This window comes from Streptomyces sp. MMG1121, assembly GCF_001280015.1.
Classification (GTDB): Bacteria; Actinomycetota; Actinomycetes; order Streptomycetales; family Streptomycetaceae; genus Streptomyces.
In genome coordinates this window covers 1-429 of the sequence record NZ_LGDV01000079.1, presented here as the reverse complement: position 1 = coordinate 429, position 429 = coordinate 1, and the positions used below count along the sequence as shown (strand labels likewise).

Below are 429 nucleotides of genomic sequence, written 5' to 3'. Positions count from 1 at the left end.
CCTGCGTAGCCGCACCGGCCCCGGCACACCCGATCAGGTCAGCCCGAGCCTGTCCATTGCGGTGGTCCAGTCGGTCACGATGGCCTGCTGCGCGGCCTTGAGCATGACCTTGCCGGAGCAGACCGCGGTGTGGAGCTTCGTTTCCACCGGTCCTTCTTGTTGTTGATCCCGCCGCCCGGCTTATGGCCCGGGTCGGCCGGCTCCACCCACAGGTTGCGGGCGTCGTTCGGGTCACCGCCGAGCTGAAGGCTGATGTCGTGGTCGTACTCGGCATCACCGAGACTGCCGGTGTAGCCGTAGGAGACGGCGTTCAGCTTCTTCTCCTTGCCAGTGACCGCCACCGGCGGGCGGATGTCCTTGGTGTAGCCGCCCTTGCGGCAGATGGTCTGTGCCAGATTCGCCTGCGTCACCGCCGGCGACGTCGCACCC

At 67.4% G+C, this 429-nt stretch carries 1 pseudogene; it reads right to left on the bottom strand.

Annotated elements, in window-relative coordinates:
• Window positions 1-33: 33 nt before the first annotated feature.
• Window positions 34-429: pseudogene (locus tag ADK64_RS08675) on the bottom strand (hypothetical protein); the annotation flags it as partial.